This is a genomic window from Thermus scotoductus DSM 8553, assembly GCF_000381045.1.
GTDB classification, from domain to species: Bacteria; Deinococcota; Deinococci; order Deinococcales; family Thermaceae; genus Thermus; species Thermus scotoductus.
This window is the reverse complement of the sequence record NZ_KB905745.1, coordinates 25,056-44,555: the sequence shown is the minus strand read 5'-3', so window position 1 is coordinate 44,555 and position 19,500 is coordinate 25,056. Positions and strand designations below refer to the sequence as shown.

Annotated in this window: 18 protein-coding genes and 3 pseudogenes; 9 read left to right on the top strand and 12 right to left on the bottom strand. The window is 66.4% G+C overall.

Annotated elements, in window-relative coordinates; translation table 11 throughout:
- Both F604_RS12015 and F604_RS13250 read left to right on the top strand, forming a co-directional pair.
- Positions 1–236, top strand: a pseudogene (locus F604_RS12015) (IS1634 family transposase); the annotation flags it as partial.
- A 19-nt stretch (positions 237–255) separates the two neighbouring features.
- Positions 256–513 (top strand): annotated as a pseudogene (locus tag F604_RS13250) (hypothetical protein); the annotation flags it as partial.
- A gap of 10 nt (positions 514–523) precedes the next feature.
- On the opposite strand, the gene F604_RS0107195 reads toward F604_RS13250, so the two are convergent.
- The 9 genes and pseudogenes from F604_RS0107195 to aroQ form a co-directional block, all read right to left on the bottom strand.
- Positions 524–1,810 carry a sensor histidine kinase gene (locus tag F604_RS0107195; protein WP_019551059.1) on the bottom strand — a complete coding sequence of 429 codons (1,287 nt, stop codon included), beginning with the start codon at positions 1,808–1,810 and terminating at the stop codon, positions 524–526.
- A 9-nt stretch (positions 1,811–1,819) separates the two neighbouring features.
- Positions 1,820–2,503: a response regulator transcription factor gene (locus tag F604_RS0107190; RefSeq protein ID WP_019551058.1), complete on the bottom strand. Its 684-nt coding sequence runs from the start codon at positions 2,501–2,503 to the stop codon at positions 1,820–1,822.
- On the bottom strand, positions 2,500–2,862 hold the full coding sequence (locus tag F604_RS0107185) for a hypothetical protein (protein ID WP_019551057.1): 363 nt from the start codon (positions 2,860–2,862) through the stop codon (positions 2,500–2,502). The genes F604_RS0107190 and F604_RS0107185 overlap by 4 nt, the downstream gene beginning before the upstream one ends.
- An 11-nt stretch (positions 2,863–2,873) precedes the next feature.
- Positions 2,874–3,511: pseudogene (locus F604_RS12010) on the bottom strand (DUF502 domain-containing protein).
- A 159-nt stretch (positions 3,512–3,670) separates the two neighbouring features.
- Complete coding sequence (locus F604_RS0107175) at positions 3,671–4,279, bottom strand: helix-turn-helix domain-containing protein (RefSeq protein ID WP_019551056.1); 609 nt, start codon at positions 4,277–4,279, stop codon at positions 3,671–3,673.
- Positions 4,280–4,354: 75 nt separating this feature from the next.
- Entirely contained in the window at positions 4,355–4,585 is a 231-nt protein-coding gene (locus F604_RS0107170; RefSeq protein ID WP_019551055.1) for a hypothetical protein, read from the bottom strand.
- 144 nt (positions 4,586–4,729) lie between these two features.
- Positions 4,730–5,041 (bottom strand): divalent-cation tolerance protein CutA, encoded by a 312-nt coding sequence (gene cutA / locus F604_RS0107160; RefSeq protein WP_015716405.1) that lies wholly within the window; start codon positions 5,039–5,041, stop codon positions 4,730–4,732.
- Positions 5,041–7,458, bottom strand: a complete 2,418-nt coding sequence (gene gyrA, locus F604_RS0107155) for a DNA gyrase subunit A (protein ID WP_019551053.1) — start codon at positions 7,456–7,458, stop codon at positions 5,041–5,043. Before gyrA ends, cutA begins: the two co-directional genes overlap by 1 nt.
- Before the next feature lie 82 nt (positions 7,459–7,540).
- A complete protein-coding gene (aroQ, locus tag F604_RS0107150) occupies positions 7,541–7,984 on the bottom strand; it encodes a type II 3-dehydroquinate dehydratase (RefSeq protein ID WP_026329047.1) in 444 nt (147 codons plus the stop codon).
- A 29-nt stretch (positions 7,985–8,013) separates the two neighbouring features.
- Between aroQ and F604_RS0107145 the strand changes: the two genes are divergently transcribed.
- Positions 8,014–9,030 carry a LysM peptidoglycan-binding domain-containing M23 family metallopeptidase gene (locus F604_RS0107145; protein WP_019551051.1) on the top strand — a complete coding sequence of 339 codons (1,017 nt, stop codon included), beginning with the start codon at positions 8,014–8,016 and terminating at the stop codon, positions 9,028–9,030.
- On the opposite strand, the gene F604_RS0107140 is transcribed toward F604_RS0107145, so the two are convergent.
- Positions 9,022–10,245: a class I SAM-dependent RNA methyltransferase gene (locus tag F604_RS0107140; protein WP_019551050.1), complete on the bottom strand. Its 1,224-nt coding sequence runs from the start codon at positions 10,243–10,245 to the stop codon at positions 9,022–9,024. The two genes, F604_RS0107145 and F604_RS0107140, sit on opposite strands and share 9 nt — an antisense overlap.
- A gap of 42 nt (positions 10,246–10,287) precedes the next feature.
- On the opposite strand from F604_RS0107140, the gene F604_RS0107135 reads away from it, so the two are divergent.
- From F604_RS0107135 to F604_RS0107110, 6 genes are read left to right on the top strand one after another with little or no spacing between them, the layout of a single operon-like run.
- Positions 10,288–10,941 carry a response regulator transcription factor gene (locus F604_RS0107135; protein ID WP_019551049.1) on the top strand — a complete coding sequence of 218 codons (654 nt, stop codon included), beginning with the start codon at positions 10,288–10,290 and terminating at the stop codon, positions 10,939–10,941.
- Entirely contained in the window at positions 10,941–11,933 is a 993-nt protein-coding gene (locus tag F604_RS0107130) for a M20/M25/M40 family metallo-hydrolase (RefSeq protein WP_019551048.1), read from the top strand. The genes F604_RS0107135 and F604_RS0107130 overlap by 1 nt, the downstream gene beginning before the upstream one ends.
- 5 nt (positions 11,934–11,938) lie before the next feature.
- On the top strand, positions 11,939–12,772 hold the full coding sequence (locus tag F604_RS0107125; protein WP_019551047.1) for a hypothetical protein: 834 nt from the start codon (positions 11,939–11,941) through the stop codon (positions 12,770–12,772).
- Positions 12,773–12,829: 57 nt separating this feature from the next.
- On the top strand, positions 12,830–14,578 hold the full coding sequence (locus F604_RS0107120) for an ABC transporter ATP-binding protein (RefSeq protein WP_026329046.1): 1,749 nt from the start codon (positions 12,830–12,832) through the stop codon (positions 14,576–14,578).
- Positions 14,575–16,401, top strand: a complete 1,827-nt coding sequence (locus tag F604_RS0107115; protein WP_019551045.1) for an ABC transporter ATP-binding protein — start codon at positions 14,575–14,577, stop codon at positions 16,399–16,401. The genes F604_RS0107120 and F604_RS0107115 overlap by 4 nt, the downstream gene beginning before the upstream one ends.
- A gap of 3 nt (positions 16,402–16,404) precedes the next feature.
- Entirely contained in the window at positions 16,405–17,565 is a 1,161-nt protein-coding gene (locus F604_RS0107110) for a bifunctional folylpolyglutamate synthase/dihydrofolate synthase (protein WP_019551044.1), read from the top strand.
- Here F604_RS0107110 and F604_RS0107105 read toward each other — a convergent pair.
- Entirely contained in the window at positions 17,545–18,597 is a 1,053-nt protein-coding gene (locus F604_RS0107105; RefSeq protein WP_019551043.1) for a protease complex subunit PrcB family protein, read from the bottom strand. The two genes, F604_RS0107110 and F604_RS0107105, sit on opposite strands and share 21 nt — an antisense overlap.
- 54 nt (positions 18,598–18,651) lie before the next feature.
- Entirely contained in the window at positions 18,652–19,500 is an 849-nt protein-coding gene (locus tag F604_RS0107100; protein ID WP_019551042.1) for an ABC transporter permease, read from the bottom strand.

Genomic DNA, 19,500 nt, shown 5'->3' with positions numbered 1-19,500 from the left:
TGGTGTACGCCCTGGGGGAGTGGGAGCTGAGGCGGAGGCTGGAGGGGACGGGGTCCAGCCTGCCGGATCAAAAGGGGAGACCCACAGCCAAGCCCACCTTGCGCTGGGTGTTTCAACTCTTTATGTGGGTCCGCCTGGTGGAGCTGGGGGGCAAGTTGCTCGTCCTCAACCTGGCTCCCCATCACGAGACCGCGGTGCGCCTTCTGGGGGCCGGGCGATATTACCTGCTGGAGTGAAGGGGGTGCGGAATGTGGGCTCAAGGAGTTCCTCAAGCGCACCGCCCACGCCCCCTTTTGGGCCTCCCCCCTGGCCTTCGAGGCCCTGCTATTTCCCGAGGAGCAGGCCCGCCTTACCTACCCGGGGCAGGCAGGGGAGTACTACCTGGGCTGGCTCAGGCTACCCCATCTCCTCAGGGATCCCCTGGCCTTTGAGGAGGCCCTGAGGGAGCAGGAGGCCCGGGCCCAAGCCCTTCCCCTCTTCCTCAACGCCTTCCACCGGGTACCCGGCCCTTGATGCCTTGGCCCTAGGCCTCCTCCTCGAGAAGGGGCAGGCGCACCCGGAAGAGGGTCAGGCCGGGCTGGCTTTCCACGGTGATCTCTCCCCCGTGGGCCCTGGCGATGGCCTGGGCGATGGCCAGGCCAAGGCCTGTGCCTCCTCCGGGCCCCCGGGCGAAGCGCTCAAAGAGGCGGGGAAGGAGGTCTTCAGGGATTCCCGGGCCATGGTCCTCCACCTCCAAGAGGGCGTTTCCCCCTTCCCGCTTGAGGCGCACCCAGACCCCTTCCCTCCCCGCGGCCCGCACCCCGTTGGCGATCAGGTTCCTGAGCATCTGCAAGAGCCGGTCCGGGTCCCCAAGGACCTCCAGGGCCTCCCCCTGAAAGGCCACCCCATACTCCCGGGCGGCCTCCTCCGCTAAGGCCTTCAGGTCCACGATGTGGGGGTTTAAGGTGCGCTCCGCCTCCCCCCGGGCCAGGGAGAGGAGGTCCTCCACCAGGCGGCGCATCCGCTCCGCGGTGGCCCGGGCGCTCCCAAGAGCTTCGGGGTCTTGGGGGTTTCGCCCTAGCCGGTCCAGGTGGCCGAGAAGCACGGTGAGAGGGGTCCTGAGCTCGTGGCTGGCCTCGGCCAGAAAGGCCCGTTCCTTCTCCTTGGCCTCCTTGAGGGCGAAGAGGAGGCTGTTTACCGCCTCCACCATGCGGCCGAACTCGTCCTTGGGGAGGTTGAGGGGAACGGGGTCCAGGCGCTCGGGGTTACGCCGGGCGATCTCCTTGGCGGCTTCCTCCAGGGGCCTGGCGGTGAGGCGGGCGGTGAGGTAGACCAAGGCCGTGCCCAGGGGGAAAAGAAGGAAGAAGGCCTCGAGGAGGGCTTGTCTCAAGGCCTTTTGCGCCAGGTCTATGGGGGCGGTGTCCTGGGTGAGGGCGAGGATAAGGGCCCCGAAGGGGCTAGGTTGGCTAGGGTGGAGGCCCAAGGGGGTGCGCACCAAAGCGGCGGCGAAACCTCCCTGCCAGATGACCCGGGGAACCTTCCCCACTTCCTTCAGGGCCTCAGGGGGAAGGCGGTGGGCCTCCTGGGTCAGGATCAGGGCCTCCCCGTCCTCCGCGTAAAGGTGGAGGTAGACGCCCCCGGTGGTGAGGAGGGTCCCCGTCTGCCCCTTGCGGTAAGCCTCCGCCGCCCGCTTGGCATCCTCCAGGAGGGTGGCCTCGAGGTGGCCTCTAAGGGCTCGCTCCACTCCCTGTCCCGCCAGGTACAGGGCTCCCACCAAAAAGAGGAGCCAGAGGAGGCTGAAGGACAGGGAAAGCCGAAGCCGGAAGGACATGGGTCCGGGCTAGGTTTCCTCCTCGCCTCTTCCCGGGCGCACCGCATACCCTAGGCCCCGCACCGTGCGCAGGTAGCCGTAGGCCCCGGCCTCGCGGAGCTTGGCCCGGAGGTTGGCCACGTGGACGTCCAGGACGTTGGAATCCCGGCCCAAGGATTTGCCCCAGACCTTCTCCTCGATCTCCTGCCGGGGAAACACCCGTCCCGGGCGGCTCATGAGCAGGTGAAGGAGTTCAAACTCCTTGGGGGAAAGCCGCACCTCGGTTTCCCCAAAGAACACCTGCCGCCTCTTGGGGTACAGCTCCAGCTTCCCCACGGAGAGGACCTCGCTTCCCTCCTTGTGGCGGAGTTGCACCTGGATGCGGGCCAAAAGCTCGGCGGGGTGGAAGGGCTTCACCAGGTAGTCGTCGGCCCCGTCGGAAAGAAGGCCCACCTTGCGCTCCACGGCGTCCTGGGCGGTGAGGACTAGGATGGGGGTATCGTCGGTGGCCCGGATTCGCCGGGCCACCTCGGCCCCGTCCAGGTCCGGAAGGCCGAGGTCCAGGATCACCAGGTCCGGTTTCCGTTCGCGGTGCTTCACCAGGCCTTCCATGCCGCTTTTGGCCCATTCCACGGTGAAGCCCGCCTCCTTGAGCTCCAGCTCCACCAAGCGGGCCACCTCCGCGTCGTCCTCGATGAGCAGGATGCGCTTCATGGCCAGAGCCTTTCTGGAGGGGCGAGGCCATAAACCTCCTTGAGGAGCCTAAGGAGGCTCACCCGCTCCTTGTCCTGCAGGAGGACCACATCCCCGCGGTCGGCCACCCCGGGGAAGGTGCGGGGCTTCTCCCCCGGGAGCACCAGAAGAAGCTGTACCTCCTGGCCCAGCTTGGGGGGTATGGGGGCGGAGAGGGGGATCAGCCTTTTGCCCTCCACCCGCCAAGCCCCGTGCAAGATGCGCAGGTCCTGGGAGAAAAGCCTTAGCTCCGTGCCCGGGGGGAGGCCAGGCCCCAGGAGGGGAGGAAGGGCGGCCAAAACCGTCCCCAGGGAAAGGAGAAGTAGGGCCAGGGGACGCATCGCCTTCCATTCTACGCCGAGGGCCCGGCCTTTTGTGGGAGGGAGGTTAAGGAGCCTGAAGGTTTTTCCGGGAGGAGGAAGCCCGCAGAAACCACGTACTTGAGGGCATCCTCCACGCTGATCTCCAAGGGGATGACCTCCTCCGTGGGCACCAGGATGACCATGCCGCTGGCGGGCACCGGGCTGGTGGGCACCAGCACGACGGTGTACCCTTCCGGCAAGGGAGGAAGGCGGCCGTTTACCGGCTGCACCACGAAGCAGAGGGTGTAAAGCCCTCTCCGGGGGTACTCGATGACTGCGGCCCGGCTGAACTTCACCTCCTGGTGGCCGAAGAGGGTGTGGGTGATCTGCTGCACCGCCTTGTAGATGTCCCGCACGATGGGGAAGAGCGCTCCAGGGAGACGATGAGCCTTCGGCCCAGGTAGTTTTCCGCCACGGTGCCCACCAGGTAGATGAGCACCCCCGCCAGGAAGAGCCCCACGAAGGGTAGGAGGGGCTGGTAGGTTCGGGGCACCTCGAGGTTCAAAAGGCGCAGGAAGCTCTGGATGTAGCCCCCGGAATAGGTGTAGACCCAGGCCAGGAAGTAGAGGGTGACCAGAAGGGGAAGAAGGGTAACCAGCCCGGTGAGGAACCTCTGGCGCAGGCGCATGGCTTTCAGTTTACGGGGAAATCCTCCGTGGGGGCGGGCTGGCGGCGAGGCTCAGGCTCAGGGAGGAGGTCTACCCATCTCCCCACACGGGCGAGGACTGCAAGGGGGGTGGTGCTGCCGGGGCCCCCAGCCTGGCTTGGCCAGGCTGGGGTGGAATCCCTAGCGCCCGTCCCCCCGGCTTTGGGCCAGTTCCTTGAGGCCCTGGATATCCTTTAGGATGATCTTGCCGTAGCCGGAGCGGATGTAGCCTTCCCGGGTAAGCTCCCCGATGACCTTGGTCACGGTTTCCCGCACGCTCCCCACCGCTGCGGCCAGCTCGTCGTGGGTGGCTCGGAGGACCAAGCCCTCCGGCTCCTCGTGGGCCAAGGGGGTTTCCGCCAGCTCCAGGATGGCCGCGGCCATGCGGTTTTTCAGGCGCTGGGTGGCCAGGCGCTCAATGCGCCGGTAGGATTCGGAAAGGGCCTGGGCCAGGCTGAGGAGCACCTGGCGGATCTCCTCGGGATGGGGTTCCTTGGGGAGGGGCTCCGCCACCACCTCGGTCACCGCCTCGGCGAAGTACGTGCGCTCCATGCCTGCCAAGGCCTCCTCGCCGAAGTACCCCCCGGGGCGAACCAGGCGCAGGGTGAGGGCGTTCCCCTCTTCATCCACCGCCTCGAGGCGCACGAGCCCCTCGAGGACCCGGTAGACCCGGTCCCGGGGCCCCGGCACCCCCGGGTACAGGATGACCTCGCCGGGCTTGAAGGTTACGGTTTCGCGGGCCTGGGTCATGGTTACCTCCTTGCCCCCAGGCTACCACGCGGGGAGGATTTTGTAAACCTATAGGTTGCAAAAATCCTCCCCGCCCTACGTTTTGTCCAGGGGCCTTTTACGAGCCACGGGCAGGAGGCGGTCCGTGGCGATCTCAGCTTCCCGGCCCTCCCTCTCGGCCCTTTCCCTCTCCAGCTCCGCCCAGAAAAGGGCCATCTCCCAAACGGCCTTGAGCCGCTCCTCCAGAGGGAGGCTCCGCCACTCGCTTTGGTCGTTTAAGGGGGTGTTAAGGGGAAACTTGCGGGCAATGGGCAGGATTGTTCTCATAGCTCCTCGAGGTCGTGCAGATCTATGGGGCGGCCAAAGGCCCTTTTTAAAGCCTTAAAGTCTTCAGGATGGACTACGTACACCGCCACACCCCTCACCTGGTGCACCGTGGCCCGGCTGAAGGCTTCACCAGCATGTCAGGGGTCACCGCACGTTCTCCTTAAGCCAGTCCAGGTAGGGCCCGTGCCCCTCGGCGATGGGCAGGGCGATGATCTCGGGCACGGTGTAGGGGTGGAGGGAGAGAACCCGCTCCCTAAGCCGGGGGAAGGCGAAGGTGGTGGTTTTGACGATGAGGAGGACCTCCCGGTCCTCCACTACCTCCCCCTGCCAGCGGTAGACGGAGGTAAGGCCCGGCACCAGGTTCACGCAGGCGGCCAAGCCCTCCTCCACCAGGGTGCGGGCCAGGGTGCGGCCCACCTCCTCGCTGGGGGCGGTGATCAGGACCACCTCCTCCATCACTGTTCCTCCTCCACGGCGAAGGCGCTCACCACCTCGTCGTCCTCGGGGAGGTTCATCACTTTGACCCCGGCGGTGTCCCGGGAGTACTGGCGGATATCGGCCACGGGGGTGCGGATGGCCAGGCCCTTCTTGGAAAGGACCAGGAGGTCCTCCGTGCCCCGCACCTTGAGGAGAGCGGCCAGGCGGCCTACCTTGGTGGAAACCTTATAGGTGATCACCCCCATTCCCCCCCGGCCCTGCAGGGGGTACTCGGCGAGAGGGGTGCGCTTGCCGTAGCCCCGGGTGCTCACCGCCAGGAGGTCCACCATCTCCCCGGGCTTCACCGTTACCAGGGATACCACCCGGTCGCCCGGCTTCTTGAAGCGGATCCCCGTCACCCCCTGGCTGTCCCGGCCCGTGGCCCTCACCTCCTCCAGGGCGAAGCGGATGGCCTGCCCTTCCTCCGTGGCCAGGATGGCCTCGTCCTCGGGGTCGGAAAGGGCCACCCCGATGAGCCGATCCCCTTCCAGGAGGCGGATGGCGATGAGCCCCGCCGCCCCCAGGTTCTGGTACTCCCTTAAGGCGGTGCGCTTCACCAGGCCCCGTTCCGTGGCGAAGACCAGGTAGCCCTCCCCGTCCAGGCCCCTTACGGAAAGCAGGGCGGCCACCTCCTCCTCCTCGGCCAGGGGAAGAAGGGTCTTCACGTGCACCCCCCGGGCCTGCCGGCCCATCTCCGGTAGCTCGTAGACCTTCAGGCGGTAGACCCGGCCCCGGTTGGTGAAGAGGAGGAGGTCCTCATGGGCCTGGGCCACGAACACCTGGATGGCCTCGTCCTCCTCCTTGGTCTTGCCGGCGATCAGCCCCTTTCCCCCCCGCCCCTGGGCCCGGTAGCTCTCCAGGGGAAGGCGCTTTAGGAAGCCCTGGGCGGTGAGGGTGATGACCATGGGCTCGTCCTCTATGAGGTCCTCAGGGTTGAAGCTTTCCTCGAACTCGGTGATCACCGTGCGCCGGGCATCCCCGTACTTCTCCTTGACCCGGAGGAGGTCCTTCTTGACCTCGGCCCAAAGCCGCCCTTCCTCCTCGAGGATGGCCTTAAGCCTGGCGATCTCCTCCATGAGCTCCCGGTACTCCTCTAAGAGCTTTTCCCGCTCCAGGGCCACCAGGCGTTGCAGGCGCATGTCCAGGATGGCCTGGGCCTGGATTTCGCTTAGCCCGAAGCGCTCCATGAGCCCCTTTCGGGCCTCGCTGGCATCCTGGGAAGCCCGGATCAAGGCGATGACCTCGTCGATGTGGTCCAGGGCGATGAGGAGGCCCTCCAGGACGTGGGCCCGCTCCTCGGCCTTCTTGAGGTCAAAGAGGCTTCGCCGGCGCACCACCTCCTTGCGGTGGTCCAGGTAGTGGCGCATGAGGGAGAGAAGGGGGAGGACCTTGGGCTCCCCGTTCACGATGGCCAGGAGGTTCACCGTGAAGGAGGTCTGCAAGGCGGTGTGCTTGTAGAGCTGGTTCAGGACCACCTGGGGGCTTGCCCCCCGCTTGAGCTCTATGGCGATGCGCAGGCCCTGGCGGTCGGACTCGTCCCTCAGGGCCACGATGTCCTCGATCTTCTTGGCCTTGACCAGGGCGGCGATCTGGGCGATGAGGCCCGCCTTGTTGACCTGGTAGGGGATTTCCGTGACCACCAGCATGGGCCTTTGGCCCTTCTCCTCAATCCGTACCTTGGCCCGCACCTTGAGGCTTCCCCGTCCCGTGGCGTAGGCCTCCTGGATGCCTTTCCGGGAGAGCTTCCCCCCGGTGGGGAAGTCGGGGCCGGGGAAGTAGCGCATGACCTCCTCGAGGGTGATTCCGGGGTTGTCGATCATGGCCACCAGGGCATCCACCACCTCGGAGAGGTTGTGGGGAGGAAGGCTGGTGGCCATGCCCACGGCGATGCCGCTCGCCCCGTTTACCAGGAGGTTGGGGATGGCGGAGGGGAGGACCTCGGGCTCCTTAAGGGAGCCATCGTAGTTGGGGCGGAAGTCCACGGTCTCCTTGTCGATGTCCAGAAGCATCTCCGCCCCCAGGGGGGAGAGCCTGGCCTCGGTGTAGCGCTGGGCCGCCGGAGGGTCCCCGTCTAAGGAGCCAAAGTTCCCCTGGCCATCCACCAGGGGGTAGCGCAGGTTCCAGGGCTGGGCCAGACGGGCCAGGGCGTCGTAGATGGCGGCGTCCCCGTGGGGGTGGTACTTGCCCATGACCTCGCCCACGATCTTGGCGCTTTTCACGTGCTTCCGGCCCGGGAGCACCCCCTCCTGGTAAGCGCCGAAGAGGATCCGCCTCTGGACCGGCTTGAGCCCGTCCCGCACGTCGGGCAGGGCCCGGTCCACGATGACGGACATGGCGTAGTTGATGAAACTCTGTTTAAGTTCCTCGGTGATCTCTACAGGCAGAACCTGGGACATAGCGCTCCTTGGGCGTTTCCGCCTTCTTTAAGTATAGCAACTTCCCCGCCGGGGTCTTCCCCGGCCAGGAGGGGATGGGGCCCTAGGGGGCCCCCACCTCCAGGACCTCCGCCAGGTAGACCAGGGCCAGCTTGTAGGAAAGCACCCCGAACCCGGAGACAATGCCCCGGCAGGCTCCTGCGGTGACCGAGTGCTGGCGGAAGGGCTCGCGGGCGTGGAGGTTGGAGAGGTGCACCTCCACCACGGGAAGGGGCTGGGCCCGTATGGCGTCCAGAAGAGCGTAGGAGTAGTGGGTGAGGGCCCCGGGGTTAAGGACGATGGCTAAAAACCCCTCCCGATGGGCTTGCTGTACCCATTCGATCAGCTGCCCCTCGTAGTTGCTCTGGCGGAAGGCCACCCCTAGGCCCAGCTCCGCTCCCCAGGCCTCGCAGAGGGCTTCCAGCTCCTCGAGGGTGGTGCGCCCGTACACCTCGGGCTCCCGCTGGCCCAGAAGGTTCAGGTTGGGTCCGTTTAGGATCAGCACCATATAGGCTCCTTTGCCCATAGGATAAGCCCATGCCCGCCTTTCTGGCCCTGGTGGTCCTCTGGCTTCTGGCCCTGGCCCAGGTGGGTCCCAATCCGCCCCAAAGGAACCACCTGGAGGGGGCTACCCTTTGGCACACCGTGGCCCCCGGGGAAACCCTTTTTTCCCTTGCCCGCCGTTACGGCACCACAGTGGAGGAGCTGGCCCGCCTGAACGGCCTTAAGGATCCCAGCCGCATCCGGGCCGGGCAGGTGCTCCGGGTGCGCCCCGGGGTGGAGGTGGCCCTGCCCAGGGGAAGCCTGGTTTATTTCCCCCCGATCCAGGGCCGGGCCTTTGCCCTCTGGGTAGAGGGATACACCTGGGGGTATGCGGAGTTCTTGGGGGTGCGCTACTCCCTGGTGCCCGGGGAGAAGGGCCTCTGGGCTCTTCTAGCCGTGGGAGCCCTGGTGGAGCCCAAAGGGTATCCCTTACGCCTGGTCCTCGAGGGGGAGGAAAGCCCTCTTACCCTCGAGGTGGCCCCGGGAGGCTACCGCAGGGAAACCCTGGCCCTGACCCCATCCCTGGAGGAGCTTCTTAAGGATCCCGGTCTGAGGGCGGAGCGGGAGAAGGTGGTGGGGGCCTGCCCGAGGGAAGGGCCCTTGACCTTTTCCCGCTTCCTAAAGCCCCTGGAGGGTGGGCGCATCACCAGCGCCTTCGGTACCCGTCGGCGCTACGGCACCCTTCTCACCTCCTATCACGAGGGCCTGGACTTCGCTGCCCCCTTAGGCACCCCCGTGCGGGCGGTGGCCGGAGGGGTGGTGGTGCTTTCGGAAAGGCTAAGGGTGCGGGGGGAGGCAGTGGTCCTGAGCCACGGGATGGGCCTTTGCACAGGGTACTGGCACCTTTCGGAAAGGAGGATGAGGGTGGGGGAGAGGGTGAAAGGGGGCCAGGTCATCGGCCTTTTGGGGAGCACGGGGCTTTCCACCGGGCCCCACCTGCACCTGGAGGTGCGCCTTTTCGGCATCCCCGTGGACCCCGCGCCCTTCTTCCAGAGCCTTCCCTTACCCTAGCCGCAGGAGGGAGAGGACCTCCACGTGGTGGGTGAAGGGGAAGAAGTCGTAGGGCCGGGCGAAGGCCAGTTGGTAGCCACCTCCCACCAGCTCCCCCACGTCCCTGGCCCAGGTGGCGGGGTCGCAGGCGATGTAGAGGACCTCCTGGGGCCGGGTCTTTAGGAGGTAGGCCCGCACCTCGGGGGAGAGGCCGCCTCGAGGGGGGTCCACCACCACCAGGTCAAACCGCCCCAGGCCTTGGGCCTCCCGGGCGTCGGCACGGAGGAAGCGGACGTTCTCGGCGCCGAGCCGTTTCCGGTCGCTTTCCCCCCGGCGCACCGCCTCCTTGCTGATCTCCACCGCCACCACCTCCTGGAAACGGGGGGCCAGGAGAAGGGAGAAAAGGCCGCTTCCCGCATAGAGCTCCAGGGCCCGTTTCCCGCCGGAAACCAGGTTCAGGGCCTCCTCCAGGAGTTCCCCCATGGCCAAGGGGTTCACCTGGCTGAAGCTCTCCACGCTGACGGTGGCGGTGAGGGGGCCGAACCGCTCCAGCAGGGTCCTTTCCCCGTAAAGGGGCTGGACCCTTCCCCGGAAGCGGCCCTTGGGGGAGGGTTCGGCCCAGACCACCCCGGCGAACCCCTCCCGCACCAGGGCCCTGGCGGGGCGCTTGAGGTTTTCCGGGTTTCCCCCGATGAGGCCGAGGAGCACCCGGCCCTCGAGGAGGCTTCCCCTTAAGGCCACCTCCTCCACCGGCAAAGGCCAGGTCTTGAGAAGGGAGAAGGCCCAGGCTAGGGGCTCGGCCAGAAGGGGGTCTTCCTCCAGCCGGAAAAGCTCCTGGGTTTCCGGGAAGCGGTAGGCCAGGCCCCCTAGGGGATGGCGGGCGTACTGGGCGGCGGTACGGTAGCCCAGGGGCCTGGGGGAGGGGTGGATGGGGGCCAGGGAAAAGGAAAGCCTGGCGATGCGCATAAGGGCGTCCTGCACCAGGCCTTCCTTCAGGGGAAGCTGGCTTTCGTAGGCCAGGGGCAGGTCGGCGGAGGGGGGGAGGGGGTGGGGGTAGCGGTCGGGGCGGGGGGTGAGCACCTCCACCTCCTCCAGGAAAAGGGTTCCCTTGCGGCGCACGGGTTTTCCCCGCACCACCTCCCCCGGCAGGGCCCCCTTGATGAGGACGGCTCCTTCCTCGGTGCGGGCGAGGCCATAACCTCCCGGCACCAGCTTCTCCACGGTGAGAACCTTCACCCTTTCACCCTACACCAAGCCCACCAGCGCTAAGATGGAGGGGTGATTCGGGTACTGTTAGCGGACGACCATGCCCTCTTCCGCCAGGGGCTCAAAAGCCTTTTGGAGGCGGAAGGGGATTTCCGGGTGGTGGGCGAGGCCAAGGACGGTTGGGAGGCGTTAAGGCATGCCCTCGAGGCCAAGCCCGACGTGATCCTCATGGACATCCAGATGCCGAACCTGGATGGGGTGCAGGCCACCCAGGCCATCCTCAAGGAGTGGCCCCAGGCCAAGGTCATCATCCTCACCATGTACCGCCAGGACGCCTATGTCTTTGAAGCGGTGAAGGCCGGGGCCAGGGGCTACCTCCTCAAGGACACGGATGCCAGCGAACTCATCGGGGCCATCCGCCGGGTGCACGCCGGGGAGGTGCTCCTGGATGCTGAGTTGGCCGGGCGGATTATCCAGGACTTTCGGGCCAAGAAGGAGTCCAGCCTTCCCCTCCATGCGGAGCTTTCCGAGAGAGAGATCCAGATCCTCAAGCTGGTGGCCCAGGGGTACACCAACCTGGAGATCGCCGCCGAGCTTCAGCTTTCCGAGAAGACCGTGCGCAACCGCCTTTCCGAGATCTTCCAGAAACTCCACCTGAACAACCGGACCCAGGCGGCCCTTTACGCCATACGGGAGGGGCTGGCCGGACCCGAGCCTCAGGAGTAGTGGACCCGGTACGGCTTCTTCTGGAACTCTCCCCCCTGACGGGGGAGGGGGTGCGGGGGGAGTTCGTGGCCGCCCATCTGCCCAGGGCCCGAAGGGATGGCCTGGGCAACGTGTGGGCGGGGGAGGGGTCGGTGCTCCTCCTCGCCCATCTGGACACGGTGTTGCCGCCAAAGCCCCCGAGGCGGGTGGGGGAGAGGCTCTATGGCCCCGGGGTGGGGGACAACTCCAGCGGGGTGGCCGTTCTCCTCTCCCTTCCCGAGATGCCCGGGGTGGTGCGGGGCTTCACCGTGGGGGAGGAGGGCCTGGGGAACCTAAGGGGGGCCCGGGCCCTGGTGGAGACCCTGGCTCCCGAGGTGGTGGTGGCGGTGGATGGGTACCTTCCGGGGGTGGTGGACCGGGCTTTGGGCTCGGTCCGTTTCCGGGTTACCCTTCTGGGCCGGGGGGGCCACGCCTGGGGGGACAGGGGGACCCCCAATCCCGTGTTTGCCCTGGCGGAGGGGCTTTCCCGACTGCACACCCTGTTCAAGGAGGTGGGGGGTGAGGCCAGCCTGAACGCCAGCGGCCTCCGGGGGGGCGAGGCGGTAAACGCCATCCCCAAGGAGGCCTCGGCCTTGCTGGAGATCCGCGCTTTGGAGGAGGAAGCGCTTCGCACCCTCTACCACAAGGCCCAGGAGGTTCTGGAGGAGGCGGCCCAACTCCATGGAGTGGAGGTTTCCCTGGAGGTCCTGGGGACGAGGCCTGCGGGAAGCACCGCCACGCCCAGGCTCCTCCAGGCGGCGGAGGTGGCGCTGGCCAAGATCGGGGAAAGGCCCCAGTTCCAGCCGGGTTCCACCGATGCCAGCGCCGCCATCGAACGGGGTATCCCCGCCTTGGCCCTGGGGGTGTACCGGGGGGGTGGGGCCCACACTCCGGAGGAATGGGTGCTTCCCCAAAGCCTTTGGGAGGGGCGGGAGGTGCTTCTGGCTTTTTTAAAGGCCCTTGGCGTAGGATAGGGCGTATGCGCGTGGGTGTCCTGAGGGGCTTCCTGTCCCGGCGATACCTGGGCTTTTGGGAAGCGTATTTAAAGGCCTTGGGGGTGGAGGTGGTGCGGGTGGAGGTGCCGCCTGCCCGTCACCAGCCCTACTGCCTGCCGGTGCAGGAGCTTTTGGCCCAGGTGGAGGCCCTGAAGGTCCAAGGGGTGGATTACCTGCTCCTTCCCGACCTCCAAGGGGGGGTGGAGTCGGAAAAGGGCGGGGGGCAGTGCCCGTGGCTTTTGGACCTCGAGGCCACCCTCCTCCGCTACTTTCCGGGGCTTCCCCCGGTGCTCAAGGTGCCTGCAGAGCTCTCCGAGCGGGTCCTAGGCCGGGCGGGGGAGGTGGGCCACCTCCTCACCCAGAACCCCATGCTGGTGGGGCGGGCCCTGGACCGGGTGCGGGGGCTTTTGAAACCTCCTCCTCCCCTCAAGACCCCCCTGGGGAGCGTGGGGGTTGTGGCCCAGCCCTACCTCCTCGAGGAGGAATCCTTCCGGAGGACGGTGGAGGAGGCCCTGGCCCGGGAGGGGCTCATCCCCTACTTCCCCGACCTGCCCCCAGAGAAGCTCAGGGAGGAGGGGGATAGGCTTTTCCCCATGGACCTTCCCACCGACCGGGAACTGGTGGGCATGGTCCACTACCTCCACCGCCTGGGCCGGGTGAGGGGTCTTTTGCTGGTGGTTTCCTACGCCTGTCCCCCCATTCCCGGGATCTTGCGCAAGGCGGTGCGGCGGCTTGCCAAGCCCCACCGTCTGGTCACCCTGGGGGAGGACTGGCAGGAGGCCCTGCGCTCCTTGAAGGAGGAGATGCAGGGGGGCTAATTACGGTGTGGCCGGGTCTTTTTTCTGCCCGCCCGGATTTGGGATAAACTCATGGCTATGACCGGTTGGTCAGTCGCTCCCCTCCGCCGCCTGGGGGCCTACCTCTACCCTTACCGGGGGAGGTACGCCCTGGGAGTCCTGCTGGGCCTTCTTTCCATCTTCTTTTTCGTGCTGAGCCCCTACTTCCTGCGCCTGGCCGTGGATGCCTTGGGTCATGGCGGGCCCTACGGGCGCTATGCCTCCCTTTTGCTTCTTTCCGCCGGGATCAGCGCCCTGCTCTCCTACTTCATGCGCCGCTTGGCGGTGGTGGCGAGCCGCCTGGTGGAGTACGACCTCAGGAAGGATCTCTTCCACCACCTTCTCCGCCTGGACCGCTCCTTCTACCACGCCACCCGGGTGGGGGACCTGATGAACCGCTTGAACAGCGATCTCTCCGCGGTGCGGGAGATGGTGGGGCCCGGGATCATGATGGGTAGCCGCCTTTCCTTCCTGGTCCTCCTGGCCTTCTTCTCCATGTATGGGGTGAACGTCAGGCTGGCCTTTTACCTCAGCCTGATCCTTCCCTTCATCGCCCTGGCCATGTTCTACCTCCTGCGCCTTATTGACCGCCGCTACCGGGAGGCCCAGGAGGCCTTTGACCAGATCAGCACCCTGGCCCAGGAGGCCTTTAGCGGCATCCGGGTGGTGAAGGGGTATGCCCTGGAAGGGCGCATGCTATCCCGCTTCCAGGAGCTCAACCGGGCCTATATGGGGAAAAGCCTGGCCCTGGCCAAGGTGGAGGGGCCCATGCAGGCCCTTCTGGGCTTTCTCATGGGGTTTGCCTTCCTCACCGTCCTCTGGGTGGGCGGGGGGATGGTGGTCCGGGGGGAGATGAGCGTGGGCCAGCTGGTGCAGTTCAACGCCTATTTGGCCCAGCTCACCTGGCCCATTCTGGGCCTCGGCTGGGTGATGGCCATGTACCAGCGGGGTTTTACCAGCTTGAAAAGGCTTTTGGAGCTTCTGGACCGGGAGCCCGCCGTTCGCGACGAGGATCCCCTGCCCCTTTCCGTGGCCGATCTTTCCGGGGAGGTGCGCCTCGAGGGGGTGGGCCTTTGGCGGGATGGGCGCTGGCTTCTTAAGGACCTCACCCTCACCGTCCCCGAGGGCATGACCCTGGGGATCACCGGGCGCACGGGCTCGGGGAAAAGCCTCCTTGCCGCCCTCGTACCCCGTCTTATGGACCCCACGGAGGGACGGGTTTACGTGGGGGGGTATGAGGCGCGGAGGATCCCCCTGGCCACCCTGCGCCAGGCGGTGGGGGTTGCCCCCCAGGAACCCTTCCTATTTAGCGAAACCATTCTGGAAAATATCGCCTACGGTCTGGAAACCCTGGATCGGGAACGGGTGGAGTGGGCGGCGAGGCTTGCCGGCATCCACGAGGAGATCCTCGCCTTCCCCAGGGGGTACGAAACCGTGCTGGGGGAGCGGGGGGTGACGTTGTCGGGTGGCCAGCGGCAGCGGGTGGCCCTGGCCCGGGCCTTGGCCAAGGGGCCCAAGATCCTCATCCTGGACGATGCCCTAAGCGCCGTGGACACGGAAACCGAGGCCAGGATCCTTCAGGGCTTGAAAGGGGTCCTGGGCCGCCAGACCACCTTCCTCATCTCCCACCGCACCGCCACCCTGCGCCATGCAGACTGGATCATCGTTTTGGACGGGGGGAGGATCGTGGAGGAGGGCACCCATGAAAGCCTCCTCGAGGCCGGGGGCCTCTATGCCGAGCTGGACCGCATCCAGCGCATGGAGGTGGAAGGGGAGGTGGAGGGATGAGCCAGGATGCCTCCCATAGGGAGCAGGAGGACGCCTACACCAAGGCCTTTGACCGGGTCCTCTTCGCCCGCATCCTCCAGTACGTGAGGCCCTACCGGGCCCAGGTGGCCTTGGCCCTTCTCTTCCTCCTCCTCACCACCCTCACCGCCGCCCTCACCCCCCTCTTCTTCAAGTGGGCCATCGACGGGGCCCTGGTTCCCAAGGAGGCCAAGCCCCTGGCGGAGCGCTTTGCCCTTCTCCTTTGGGTGAGCCTGGGCTTCCTTCTGGTGCGGGGGGTTAACTTCGCCGCCACCTACGGCCAGACCTACCTGATCCAGTGGGTGGGGCAAAGGGTGCTCTTCGACTTAAGGAGCGCCCTCTTCGGCAAGCTCATGCGCCTCCACCTGGGCTTTTACGACAAAAACCCCGTGGGCCGCCTCATGACCCGCATCACCTCCGACGTGGACGCCATCAACCAGTTCATCACCGGGGGGCTCGTGGGGGTCATCGCCGACTTCTTTACCATCCTGGGCCTCTTGGCCTTCATGATGGTCTTAAGCCCCAAGCTCACCCTGGTGGTCCTCCTGGTGGTGCCCGTGCTCCTCTGGGTCACCGCCTGGGTGCGGAACGGCATGCGCGCCGCTTACCGGGAGATGCGCCTGCGCCTGGCCCGCTTGAACGCTGCCCTGCAGGAAAACCTTTCTGGGGTGGAGACCATCCAGCTTTTCGTGAAGGAAAGGGAACGGGAGGAGAAGTTTGACCGCCTGAGCCGGGACCTCCTTAGGGCCTGGGTGGAGATCGTGCGCTGGTTTGCCCTCTTCTTTCCCGTGGTGGGGTTCCTGGGGGATCTGGCGGTGGCGGGCCTCCTCTTCTACGGCGGGGGTGAGGTGGTGCGGGGGGTGGCCACCCTAGGGCTTCTGGTGGCCTTTGTGGACTACACCCGCCAGCTTTTCCAGCCCCTGCAGGACCTTTCGGATAAGTTCAACCTCTTCCAGGGAGCCATGGCCAGCGCCGAGCGCATCTTCGGGGTTTTGGACACGGAGGAGGAGCTCGAGGACCCGGAAAATCCCAAGCCCATCGCCCGCTTCCGGGGGGAGGTGGAGTTTCAGGAGGTCTGGCTGGCCTATACCCCCAAGGGCGTGGAGCCCACGGACAAGGACTGGGTGCTCAAGGGGGTTTCCTTCCGCATCCGCCCGGGGGAGAAGGTGGCCCTGGTGGGGGCCACGGGGGCGGGGAAGACCAGCGTGGTGAGCCTCATCGCCCGCTTCTACGACCCCCAAAGGGGCCGGGTGCTCATCGATGGGGAGGATGTGCGGAACTACCGCCAGGAGGACCTAAGGCGGCACGTGGGGATCGTGCTCCAGGATCCCTTCCTCTTCTCGGGCACCATTCTGGACAACCTGCGCCTTTTTGACGAGACCATCCCCGAGGAGAAGGTGGTGGAGGTGGCCCGGTTTTTGGGGGTGCACGAGGCCATTTTGCGCCTGCCCCAGGGCTACCACACCCGGGTGGGGGAAAGGGGGGCCGGGCTTTCCACGGGGGAAAAGCAGCTTCTGGCCTTGGTCCGGGCCCTTCTGGCCAACCCGGATATCCTCCTCATCCTGGATGAGGCCACGGCCAACGTGGATTCGGAAACGGAAAGGCGCTTACAGGAGGCCCTCTACAGGGCCATGGAGGGAAGGACCTCCATTATCATCGCCCACCGCCTCTCCACCATCCGCCGGGTGGATCGCATCCTGGTCTTCAAAAGAGGGCGCCTGGTGGAGGAGGGTACCCACGAGGAGCTCCTCCAGAAAGGGGGCTACTATGCCACCCTGTACCGGCTCCAGTATGCGGAGGGCTAGGCCATGACCTACCAGGAGGCCACGGGGTGGCTCTTCGCCCAGCGCCGCCAGGGAGAGCGGGGTCTAAGCCGGATTAGGACTCTCCTGGAACGCCTCGGGCACCCGGAGGAGGCTTTTCAGGCGGTGCACGTCCTGGGCACCAACGGCAAGGGAAGCGTGGTGGCCTACCTGGAGGCGGCCTTCCGCGCTGCAGGGCTTCCCTATGGAGCCTATACCAGCCCCCACCTCCTGGACTTCCGGGAGAGGATCCGCACCCACCGAGGGTGGATCCTCGAGGAGGAGGTGGTGGGCTTTGTGGCCTGGGCCAAGGAGGAAGCCTGGCCCGAACCCCCCGGCTTTTTTGACCTGGCCACCGCCATGGCCTTTCACCACTTCCACAAAAAAGGGGTGGCCTGGGCCGCGGTGGAGGCAGGGGTGGGCGGGGAGAAGGACGCCACCAATGTTCTTCCCCGGGTGGCCCTTACTGTGCTCACCAACGTGGGGGAGGACCACCTGGAGGCCTTGGGGGGAAGCCTCGAGGCGGTGGCCCGGGAAAAGGCGGGGGCCTTCCGCAAAGGGGTGCCGGTGGTCACCGGGGCCAGGGGGATCGGCCTGGAGGTGGTGCGGGAAGTGGCCCGCACCCGGGGAAGCCCCCTTTACCTTCTGGACCCCCTGGACCCTCTTTTTGCCCTGCCTGCGCCACCGGCCCTGAAGGGGGCCTTCCAGGAGGCGAACGCCCGGCTTTCGGCGGCGGCGCTAAGGCTTTTGGGTTTTCCTGAGGAGGCCATTGCCCAAGGCCTTAGGGAGGCCAGACACCCTGGCCGGCTGGAGCGGTTCCTTGTGCAGGGGGTGGAGGTGTATCTGGATGGGGCCCATAACCCTCCGGCGGCGGAGGCGCTAAGCCGGGAGTTTTCCAACTACCACCTGGTCTTTGGGGCCTTTCCCCGGAAGGACGTGAAGGGGGTTCTGGCCCACCTCCTTCCCAAGGCCAGAAGCGTCCGCTACACCCGGGCGGGGGAGGGGGCCTTGGGAAGGGAGCTTGGGGAACCCTTTTTTGAGGATCCCTGGGAGGCCTTGGGGGAGGCCGTTAAGGCGGCGCAAGGGGATGGCGTCCCCGTTTTGGCCACGGGCTCCTTGTACCTGGTGGGCGCCTTAAGGGGTAGGCTACTCCCGCGCTTCGGCTAGGACTCGCCCTGAAGGTTCGGTGAAGACCACGCGGCTCACCCGTTCCAGCTCCAGGATCACGTACGGGCTGGTGAGGGCCTGGGTGACGATGGCCCCGGGCCGTGGGCTTTGCAGGTTCAGGATGACCCGGGCGGTTCCGCCTGCATAGGTAATCCCCACCACCTCGAGGCCATACCCCCCGGTGGGCTTTAGGCCCCAGAAGAAGGCGGCCACGCTCCTCGTGCGGAAGTCCACGCTAGGGGCGGGTGGGCGGGGGATGCGGTTCGCCACCACCAGGTTCCAGACCTCGGCGAAGCGGGTCGGGTTGTTGGCCAGAAAGGCCTTGGGCTCGGTTTCCTGGTAGGCGGCATTGGCCCCGCGTTCCAGGATGCGGTAGGCGGGACGGGGTGGGGTCACCACCTCCACTTTAAGCCCATACTGCACCTGCAGGGCCCCCACCCGGTAACCATCGGGGATGGGGTCAAGGGCCAGAGGCCTTAAGACGGGTTCGGAAAGCTCAAAGACCACCACCTGCCTTCCCCCCCGCCGGGCCAGGATCTCCCTGAGGAGGACCTGGGTTTCCGTCCCGGTGAAGGCGTAGAGGTCCGGGGTCTGGTACTGGGCGGGCTGGACCAGGCTCCGGCTTTCCCCTTCCCTCAGGCTCCCCGTGAGCCGGACCCAGCCCACCCCGTCATAGAACCAGGTGGCGCGCAGGTTGGCCTGGGCGCGGACCTCGAGGAGGCTTCCCTGGATTCCCCGCACCGCCTCGGCCAAGGGGCGGAGGGCAGGTCCCACCTCCCTGAGCACGGGATTTCCCCCCACCCAAAGGGCTCCCGGCACCGCCCAGAGGCTTTCCCTCGAGGCCTTTTCCAGGCGGAGGACCTGGGTGCCGAGCCGGACCTCCCGGGGCTCCCCGTAGAAGTAGGTCCAGCGCTCCGTGGCCTCGGGGAAGAGGAGCTGGGCCTCGGCCACCCGGTAGCCCGTGCCTTCCAGAAGCTCGCAGGCGCTGAGGAGAGGCAAAAAGAGCAGGAGAAAGAGGAAGCCTTTTCTCATGGTTCCATGATACCCCTTTGGGGCTTGCTTCCTTCTTAAGGCCGCCTTTAGCCTTTAGCGGCTTCTCGGGTCCAGGGCGTCCCTGAGGCCATCCCCCAGGAGGTTGAAGGCCAAAACGGTGAGCATGATGAAAAGCCCCGGGAAGATCATGGTCCAGGGGGCGTTCATGGCGTAGCCTCCCTTGAAGCTGTCGGCGATCATGGCTCCCCACTCGGGGGCAGGGGGCTGGGCCCCAAGGCCCAGAAAGCCCAAGGCGGCCGCCTCGAGGGTGGCGGTGCCGATGGACAAGGTAGCCTGCACCACCAGGGGGGCCAGGGTACCCGGGAGGATGTGGCGAAAGAGGATCCGCCCGTTCCCCGCCCCCAGGGCAAAGGCGGCCTGGACGAAGTCCTGCTCCCTTAAGGAAAGGACCATGGAGCGGGCCAGGCGGATGTAGACGGGCACCTGCACGATGCCGATCGCCAGCATGGCGTTTTGCAGGCTGGGGCCGGAAACGGCCACGATGGCGATGGCCAAAAGGGTTCCGGGAAAGGCCAGGAGCAGGTCGGCAAGCCAGCCGATGAGAAGCTCGGTCCTTCCCCGGTAGAACCCGGCCAGGAGGCCCAGGAGGGTACCCAGGAAAAGGCCGATGCTTACCGAGATCACGCCCACCTGGAGGGAGATGCGGCTACCGTGGAGGACCCGGGTGAAGACATCCCGCCCCAGGTGGTCGGTGCCGAAGGGGTGTTCCAGGGTGGGGGGCTTGAGCCGGTTCAGGTAGTCCCGGTCCGTGGTGGGGTCATAGGGCTTCAGCAAGGGGATGAACAGGGCCAGAAGGACCAGGAAGAGGGTCAAAACCAGGCCCACCTTGCCGGAAGGCGATTTTAGGAAACGCCGAAGAGCCTGACGAGTGGGGGTTTCCAT

Excerpts from the sequence above, each read along its gene's own strand:
- F604_RS0107195 (WP_019551059.1), bottom strand. The coding sequence starts at position 1,810 with ATGTCCTTCCGGCTTCGGCTTTCCCTGTCCTTCAGCCTCCTCTGGCTC.
- F604_RS0107190 (WP_019551058.1), bottom strand. The coding sequence starts at position 2,503 with ATGAAGCGCATCCTGCTCATCGAGGACGACGCGGAGGTGGCCCGCTTG.
- F604_RS0107185 (WP_019551057.1), bottom strand. The coding sequence starts at position 2,862 with ATGCGTCCCCTGGCCCTACTTCTCCTTTCCCTGGGGACGGTTTTGGCC.
- F604_RS0107175 (WP_019551056.1), bottom strand. The coding sequence starts at position 4,279 with ATGACCCAGGCCCGCGAAACCGTAACCTTCAAGCCCGGCGAGGTCATC.
- F604_RS0107170 (WP_019551055.1), bottom strand. The coding sequence starts at position 4,585 with ATGAGAACAATCCTGCCCATTGCCCGCAAGTTTCCCCTTAACACCCCC.
- cutA (WP_015716405.1), bottom strand. The coding sequence starts at position 5,041 with ATGGAGGAGGTGGTCCTGATCACCGCCCCCAGCGAGGAGGTGGGCCGC.
- gyrA (WP_019551053.1), bottom strand. The coding sequence starts at position 7,458 with ATGTCCCAGGTTCTGCCTGTAGAGATCACCGAGGAACTTAAACAGAGT.
- aroQ (WP_026329047.1), bottom strand. The coding sequence starts at position 7,984 with ATGGTGCTGATCCTAAACGGACCCAACCTGAACCTTCTGGGCCAGCGG.
- F604_RS0107145 (WP_019551051.1), top strand. The coding sequence starts at position 8,014 with ATGCCCGCCTTTCTGGCCCTGGTGGTCCTCTGGCTTCTGGCCCTGGCC.
- F604_RS0107125 (WP_019551047.1), top strand. The coding sequence starts at position 11,939 with ATGCGCGTGGGTGTCCTGAGGGGCTTCCTGTCCCGGCGATACCTGGGC.
- F604_RS0107120 (WP_026329046.1), top strand. The coding sequence starts at position 12,830 with ATGACCGGTTGGTCAGTCGCTCCCCTCCGCCGCCTGGGGGCCTACCTC.
- F604_RS0107115 (WP_019551045.1), top strand. The coding sequence starts at position 14,575 with ATGAGCCAGGATGCCTCCCATAGGGAGCAGGAGGACGCCTACACCAAG.
- F604_RS0107110 (WP_019551044.1), top strand. The coding sequence starts at position 16,405 with ATGACCTACCAGGAGGCCACGGGGTGGCTCTTCGCCCAGCGCCGCCAG.
- F604_RS0107105 (WP_019551043.1), bottom strand. The coding sequence starts at position 18,597 with ATGAGAAAAGGCTTCCTCTTTCTCCTGCTCTTTTTGCCTCTCCTCAGC.
- F604_RS0107100 (WP_019551042.1), bottom strand. The coding sequence starts at position 19,500 with ATGGAAACCCCCACTCGTCAGGCTCTTCGGCGTTTCCTAAAATCGCCT.